The sequence below is a fragment of the Micromonospora inaquosa genome (genome assembly GCF_003857055.1).
GTDB classification, from domain to species: domain Bacteria; phylum Actinomycetota; class Actinomycetes; order Mycobacteriales; family Micromonosporaceae; genus Micromonospora; species Micromonospora inaquosa.
Map to the genome: position 1 here is coordinate 1 of NZ_QGSZ01000202.1, position 7,738 is coordinate 7,738.

Annotated in this window: 4 protein-coding genes and 1 pseudogene; 2 read left to right on the forward strand and 3 right to left on the reverse strand. The window is 72.5% G+C overall.

The features are described 5' to 3' along the window. Positions 1 to 535 (reverse strand): annotated as a pseudogene (locus tag DLJ59_RS14460) (hypothetical protein); the annotation flags it as partial. 115 nt (positions 536 to 650) lie between these two features. Between DLJ59_RS14460 and DLJ59_RS14465 the strand changes: the two are divergent. Further along, complete coding sequence (locus DLJ59_RS14465) at positions 651 to 2,549, forward strand: DUF6311 domain-containing protein (protein WP_124773031.1); 1,899 nt, start codon at positions 651 to 653, stop codon at positions 2,547 to 2,549. Here DLJ59_RS14465 and DLJ59_RS14470 read toward each other — a convergent pair. Together DLJ59_RS14470 and DLJ59_RS14475 are read right to left on the reverse strand one after the other, a co-directional pair. Further along, on the reverse strand, positions 2,546 to 4,351 hold the full coding sequence (locus DLJ59_RS14470; protein WP_124773032.1) for a DUF6311 domain-containing protein: 1,806 nt from the start codon (positions 4,349 to 4,351) through the stop codon (positions 2,546 to 2,548). The two genes, DLJ59_RS14465 and DLJ59_RS14470, sit on opposite strands and share 4 nt — an antisense overlap. Continuing rightward, positions 4,351 to 6,105, reverse strand: a complete 1,755-nt coding sequence (locus DLJ59_RS14475) for a DUF6311 domain-containing protein (RefSeq protein WP_425271423.1) — start codon at positions 6,103 to 6,105, stop codon at positions 4,351 to 4,353. Before DLJ59_RS14475 ends, DLJ59_RS14470 begins: the two co-directional genes overlap by 1 nt. A gap of 431 nt (positions 6,106 to 6,536) precedes the next feature. Here DLJ59_RS14475 and DLJ59_RS14480 point away from each other — a divergent pair, with 431 nt between their 5' ends. After that, on the forward strand, positions 6,537 to 7,730 hold the full coding sequence (locus DLJ59_RS14480; RefSeq protein ID WP_124773033.1) for a hypothetical protein: 1,194 nt from the start codon (positions 6,537 to 6,539) through the stop codon (positions 7,728 to 7,730). Positions 7,731 to 7,738 lie beyond the last annotated feature (8 nt).

Here is a 7,738-nt window from a genome sequence, read left to right on the forward strand (position 1 = left end):
CCACCCGGCTCATCACGCCCGCACCGTCCTCGCGGACGTCGGTCAACAGCAGGCCGCCGCCAGCGGTCGGTTGCAGAGCCCCCGGATGCCGCCACCGTTGCTCGCCCGTCGCGCCGTCAAAGGCGGTGGTCTGGAACACCCGGTTCGGTTCGTTGGCCGCCGTGGCCAACACCAACCCCCATTCGACCCGGACGTCGAGGTAGTCGCCGATGCGGGCCAGCGGCGCCTGCCACCGCCGCCGCACACCAGCGCCGGGCGGTGACGGTTGGGCGTACGCGGTCAGGTACCGGTCACCGTCGGGTGTCGGCGGGTCGACCACGAAGACGCCGTCCGCGGCCAGGTAGGCGGTGGCCAGCCGGGACGCCGGCACCACGCTCACCGTTCGCTGCGCCGGCGGCGTGGCGCCGGCCAACAGCACCAGGCTGAGCAGCAGCACCGCGGCGCCGCCCAGCGGGCGACCGGTGGCGCGCGGGCCACGAACCGGGGGCGTCGACGCCGGCTCGTCCCGAATCTCACCCAGCTCGATGATCGACAACGATCGTCCTTCCGTCACCAGGCGTGGCTGGCCGACGGGTCACCGTCCGGCAAACCGGCCGTCTGCGCACCGGGCCGGCAAAAGCGACGGAACCCCGCCTGTACGATGGCGCGTCGTGGCTGTGCCGGTGGTAGACCCTTCGCTGATTCCCCTGACCGACGCCGATCCGGCAGAGGTCGCGCCGACGCGGCGACCTCGACGCCGTCCGGCCCGAACAGACCTGTTGGCCCTCGGAGCCTATGTGCTGCTGGGCATCTTCGTCTGCCTCAACTACTGGGGCGACGTCAACGGCCGGGTCTCCTCGCACCTGCCCACCGACCACAGCTGGTTCGAATGGCTGTTCACACACGGCGCGTACTCGGTGCGGCACCTGGAGAACCCGCTGTTCACGGCGCGGCAGAACGCCCCGGACGGGGTGAACATGATGGCCAACACCTCGCTGCTCGGAGTGACCCTGCCGCTGGCCCCGCTGACCATGCTGCTCGGCCCCCAGGTGATGTACGCGCTCTATCTCGGTGCGGCGCTGGCGGCCACCGCCGGCACCGGGTACTGGATGCTCTCCCGCCACCTGGTGCGCTCCCGGGCGGCGGCGTTCGTCGGCGGCGCGTTCCTCGGCTTCGCGCCGGGCATCATCCACCACGCCAACGGCCAACCCAACTTCGTGTCCAACTTCCTGCTCCCGCTGATCGTGGTGCGGGTGCTGACCCTGGCCGAGCCGGGCCGGTGGCGGCGCAACGGGCTCGTGCTCGGTGCGCTGGTGGCGTACCAGATCTTCATCAACGAGGAGATGTTGCTGCTCACCGCGCTGGCCTGCCTGGTCGTCGTGCTGGCGTACGCCGTGCAGCGGCCGCGGGCCACCCGGGCCGCCGCCGGCACGTTCCTGGCCGGGCTCGGCGTCGCCGGCGGGCTGGCCCTGGTCCTCACCGCGTACCCGATCTGGTTCCAGTTCAACGGCCCGCAGTCCTACCGGGGCCTGCAGGGCGGCGTGTTCCACAACTGGGGTGAGGACCTGGTCGCCTTCGTCACCTTCGCCCGGGACACCTGGGCCGGTGACCCGGCCGTCGAGAAGACGATCGGCCTGACCGAGCAGAACACCTGGTTCGGCTGGCCGCTGGTGCTGCTCTCACTGGTGGCTCTGGTGCTGCTCGTACGCCGGTCGTTGGCCGCGCGGATCGTCGCGGTGCTCATCGTGGTGTTCAGCGTGGCCGCGATCGGGCCGTGGGTGCGCTTCAACGGCGTGGAGACCGCTGTGCGTGGCCCGTGGTCGTACGTGTCGGACGACCTGCCACTGGTCGAGATGATGATGCCGACCCGGTTGACGCTGGTCGTCGCCGCCGCGGTGGGCGTACTGCTCGCGTTGACCTGGGACGCCGCGTACCGCCAGGGACGTCCGGCGGCCGACCGGCCCCGGGTGCCGGCCCAGCGCACGGGCGAGGCGGCGCCAGCGACGTCCGACGACGAGCCGGCCGCGCCGATCGCGGCGCTCCGTCGATGGGTGCGCCCAGTGGGGTACGTGGCTGTCGCCCTCGCCGTGCTGCCGCTCTTCCCCCGACCGCTGCCCGCCCAGCAGATCGACCCGCCGCCGCACTTCATCACCGCGGGCGGCTGGCGGCCGTACGTGCCGGCGGGTCGGACCCTGGTGCCCGTGCCGATCCCGAGCAACGTGCACGGCCTGCCGACGCTGCGTTGGAGCGCGCTGACCGGGCAGGAGTTCCCCATCCCCGGCGGCTACTTCATCGGCCCGAATGAGCTGGGTGAGGGGGTCTTCGGTGCGCCGAACCGACCGACCAGCTCCCTGATCTACTCCACGATGGACAAGGACGTCGTCCCGGCGCTGACCGACGAGAACCGCCGCCAGGCCGTGGAGGATCTGCGGTTCTGGCGGGCGTCGGTGGTGGTCCTCGGGGCCCACCCGCGCGAGGCGGTGCTCCGCGACTTGGTCACCGGCCTGATCGGGCCGCCGCAGCGGGTCGACGACGTCTGGGTCTGGGACGTCCGAGCGTTGGTGGGTTAGACGAGGTCCCGCACATCCCACACCCACCCGCCATCGACAGGTCGACCGGGGCCGAGCAGGTCGTCGATGGTGCGGCGGACCGGGTCCCCGTGCTCCAGTTGGCCGAGGACGACCACCGCCGCCCGCCAGTGCCGCAGGTCCGCCGTGGCCTGTCGACGGTCGGCGTCGGTGAGCGGCGGCACCTCGCCGGTCTCGGCCACCCGGCGTAGCAGCACCGACGTGGGCCGGTCCGGCGCGCCCCAGCGGGCCGCCGGGTCGTCCGGGCCGCTGGGGCCGATGAAGTAGCCACCCGGCGAGGGGAACGCCAGACCGGTACGGGCGGACCAGAGCATCACCGGGCTGCGCCCGGCACCGGTGACCGGTGGCACCGCGACCACCGTCCGACCGGGTGGCACCAGCGGACGCCAGTCGCCGTCGGCGACGAACGCCGGCACCGGCGCGACCGGCACCACCCGGATCGGCGTCGGCACCAGGGGCAGCAACGCGGCGGCCACCGCGCCGGCCCACAACAGCCGTACCGGCAGCCCTGATGCGCTCGCCCGGCGCGCGGCCCGGACCCGGTCCAGGGAGAGCGCCACCAGCACACCCAGCACCGGTACGCACACCAGCGCGAACCGGGCCGGCACCGCCAGGTCGAGCAGCGGCAGCTTCGCGACCAGCCGGTACGGCCCAGGAATGCCGGTGGCGTTGCCGTTGACCCGCACCTCCGTCCCGAGCGAGAGCAGGGCAAAGGCCACTCCGCAGCCGGCCAACGCCCGGACCAGCGCGCGTCGCCACAGCCAGATCACGATCACCACGGCGAGCACCAGCAGACCCGGACCGAAGAACGAGTTCTCCTCGGTCGGGTTCGGCGAGAGCAGCCCCGGCAGCCAGTCGTCGCCCAGCACGGTCTGCCGGGCCGACGCCGTGAACGAGGCGACGTCCAACTGGAAGCCCTGCGTGGCGAACGCCATACCGGTGTAGTGCTGCGGGCCGTAGAACTGGAACCACAGCGGGTACGCCAGCGGCACCGCCGCCACGCCGGCCGCCACCGCGAGCCGGCCGAAGAGCGCCGGCGCGAGCCGCCGGGCGGCAACCCGGTCGGCGAGCGCGTAAGCCAGCGCGAAGACCCCGGCCGCGAGCACCAGGAAGACCAGCGCTTCCTCGCCGATGAAGACCTGCCAGACGAGCAGCAACCCGAGGCCCACGCCGGGCCGCCACACGTCGGGCCGCCACCCGTCGTGCCGTACGCCGCCCGAGGCCGGCCGGAACACCAGGGCGAGGATCGCGGGCACCAGGAACTGCGCGGCGATGTGCAGGTGTGCGCCGGCCTGAGCGATCATCCCCGGGGCGAAGCCACAGATCAGCCCACCCACGGCGGCAGCGGCCCGGGTGCTGACCAGCCGGCGGCGCAGCAGCACGTACCAGGCGACGGCGGTCCCGGCGAGGCAGCAGACCACCGCCACGCAGAACGCCACCTGCGAGCCGAAGAGCAGAGTGACCGGGGTCAGCGGGACACCCAGGCCGAGCACCGAGGTGTTCGCCATCAGGTTGACCCCGTCCGGCGCGTTCAACCCCGTGCTGAAGAGCGGGTTCTCGCCCTCGGCCACCGCATGGGCCGCGTGGGCCAACATCCACTCGAAGAGGATCTGGTCACCCGCCTGGTGGAACAACCGCCACGGGCTACCCCACTGCCCGCTGGTCACCACCACGGCGAGGCCCAGATAGCCGGCCACCACCAGCACGTCCCGCAACCAGGCCGGACGGGACGCCCCGACCGTCGCCGGCGACGAGGTGTTCGGGGACGTCGTCCCGGCGGACATCAGACCGAGCGGTCGCTGAGCGCCCGGACGTCCCAGACCCAGACATCCAACTCCTGGCGGCCCGGGCCGACCAGTTCCTCGACCGTGCGTCGCAGCGGCTCGACGTTCTGCTGCCGCACCGGCAGCACCAGGATCGCCGCCCGCCAGTGCCGCAACTCGTCGGTGAAGCGCCGACGCTGCCGGTCGTCGAGCCTGGGCGTCCGCCCGGTGGTCGCCACCTCCTCCAGCATCTGACCCACCCCGCTGGGACGACCGCCGAAGCGGCCCGCGTCACCGGTGTTGCCGTTGCGGGGCGCGAGGAAGTAACCGCCGGGGATCTTGAAGTCGAGGTTGGTGGCGGCCGCCCAACGCATGCCGTGCGTGTTGCCCATGCTGGGCACCGGGATCGGCACCAGCGTCTGGTCCGGCCCGACGTACGCCCGCCAGCGGTCCGCGGTGATGAAGTCCGGCACCGGCGGCCGGGAGACCATCCGCAGCGGCATCGGTGCGATCGGCAGCAGCGCGAAGGCCAGGCCCGCGGCGGTGAGCACGCGGACGGTACGGCGGTCGGCCGGACGCAGCGCCCAGGCCCGCTCGATGGCGAGCGCGAGCAGCAGACCGATCACCACGCTGGTGATCAGCCCGAACCGGGTCGGCACCACCGCGTCGAGCAGCGGCAGGTGGACCAACCACTGCCACGGCCCGGTGACCAGCTCCCGGTCCCACCAGGAGACCCGCTCGCCGAGGGAGAGCACGGCGAAGACCAGGCCGGTCGCCGCGAGCGCCCGGACGATCAGCTCCCGACGTAGCCAGACCACGATGCCGATGGCGAGCATCGACAGGCTCCAGCCGAAGAAGGCGTTCTCCTCCGAGTAGTTCGGCGCCAGGTTGATGTTGGCTCGCTGGTTGCCGCCGAGGGTGGGCGAGCCGGGGGCGAAGAAGGCAGCGATGTCGTTGCCGTAGTCCTGCACCGCGTCGCTGAGCCCGTGGTAGGCCATCGGCCCGGCGAACTGCACATAGAGGGGGTACGCCAACGCCGCCCCGGCCAGCAGCGCGCAGGTCAGCACGCCAACGCCCAGGGGCCGCCACGCCGCCCGCCACCGGGCCGGCTCCTGGGCGAGCACCGCCAGCAGGAAGACGCCGCAGGCCAGTGCCGTGAAGAGCAGGATCTCCTCGTTGATGAACGCCTGGGCGGTGACCAACAGGGCGAGCAGTGCCCCATCCCGAATCGGCTTGGAGGAGCGGGTGAGCACCAGCACCCGCCACACGATGAACGGCAGCAGGAACTGGCTGATGATGTTCGGATGCCAGCTGGCGTGCGAGACCATCGCGGGCGAGAACCCGCAGAACCAGCCGCCGACCGCCGCCGCGAGCGGGGTACGCACCAGGTGGCGGGAGAGCATGAGGTACCAGGCCATGGCGGTGCCGGCGAGGCCGAGCGTGACCAGCACCACGAAGGACACCGCCGGCCCGAAGAGCAGCGTCACCGGGACCATCGGAATGCCCAGCGCCAGCACGGCCGTGTTGGCCATCAGGTTGACGCCGTCCGGGTAGTTGAACTGCTCGGTGTAGAACGGGTACTCGCCGTGCACCACCACTCGTACCGCGTGGGCGAGGAAGAACTGCACCTGGGCCGGGTCACCGGTGTAGAGCGAGGCCACCCGGCCGGACGGGTCCAGCCAGATCCGGCTGGTCACCCAGAGCGCGGCGAGCAGAAAAAGCCCGCCCACGGCCAGGTGCTGACGTCGCCGAGTCCACCGCACCCGCGTCGGCAGCGCGCCCTCCGCCGGCGTTGCGGGCTCGGCCGGTGTTGCGGGCCCTGTCGATGTTGCCGGCTCTGTCGATGTTGCGGACTCTGTCGATGTTGCGGGCTGCGCCGGCGTTGCGGGCTCTGTCGGTGCTTGGGGCTCGGCCGGTGCCGTGGTGGGGGCGGTCAGCGCGGGTGGGCCGGCGAAGCGATCGGCCGGTGTGCGGTAATTCACCAGGTCGGCGGAGTCGGCTGCCGCCTCCTTGTGCGGCGCGGGCAGGGCGCGGGACTCGGCAGGCGTCACAGTCGGCGGAGTCTACCGGAGCAACCAAAACGCCCTAAAGCCCCGGTCGTGTCCATTGTGGCGGATCCGGTGACGGCCAACTGAGGCACCGCACCGGACATCTCGTACTATGGCGCTTTCCGACAGCGACGGCGAGGCGATCGGGGGCGGGCCAGGTGACTCCAGGCCTTCGGTACGGCAGGGCCCTTCCCGTCCTGCTGAGCGCGCTGCTGGCCGGGACGGCCTGCGGTCCGGTAGCCGAGCGGAAGCCGCAGGACCTGCGGGTCGGGTACGACAGCCTCGACGGCTCGCTGACGGTGTGGCCGCCCCGAGGCGACCTCTCCGGGGACGCCGCGGCGACCTCAGCGGTCACCGCCGCCGTGCGGGGCTGGCGGTCGCCGGCCGACGACCGTGCGCACCTGCCCTCGTCCGGCATCCTCTTCTCGGGTCGCGTCGACGGCGCCCCGGTGGCGCTGGTGGCCGCCGACGTGCCCGGCGAAAGCGCCTCCTGGCTGCTGCAACTGACCCGTGAAGGCGACCGGTACGAGGTCACCCGCGCCACCGAGTACACCGACCCGGGTTACCTCGTCTACTCCGACGTGTTGCCGGTGCAGACGGCCGGCGGTCGGCGCTACCTGGTCTCGGCCCGGGTGCAGACCCTCCTCGGGCCACGGGACCGGACGTTGACCATCGCGGACGGCCTCAGCGCACCGGTCGACGTGCCGTCCTGCGCGGCAGTCACCGTGACCGCGACCCTGCGAACCACGGAGTCACTGCCCCGTGGGCGGGCCGCCGACCGGCTGCTCGACCTGGGCACCGGCACCGTCGACCCGCGCTACCCGCTGGTCCGCGACGAGTCCGGCACGGGCCGGCGGGCGCTCACCGGCCTGGACACCTGCGTGCTGGCCGGCGATCAGGGCCCGTTCGGCAGCATTCCGCGCCGGATCGGGGACCGGGACGCGCCGCGCTCGGTGCCGACATCCTGGCCGATGGCGAAGCTCACGGTGCGCTCGCTCGGCGAAGTCGCCCTCGGCGGCGGCAAGGCGGCCGAGTTGCAGCAGCTCAGCTGGGACACCGACGCCGGTGCGATGACTGCGGTGATCTACCGACCGGCCGACGGGAGCGCACCCGTCGTCTCACCCGCCGACCGGGCCACCCCGTTGCAGGCGTACCAACTGCCGGTGCCCGGTGAGCCGGTGGCGGTGCTGACCTGGCGACCCACCCGGGACAGCTCCCTGTCCGTCCCACCGGGCACTCCAATGCTGGTCGAGCGCCCCGGCCTGGCGGTCATCCCCACCCCGTCCCGCTCCCAGACCTACAGCCTCGCCAACAGCGACAAAACCCACTACCGCTCAATCTCCCCCCGCTAACCCCGGAC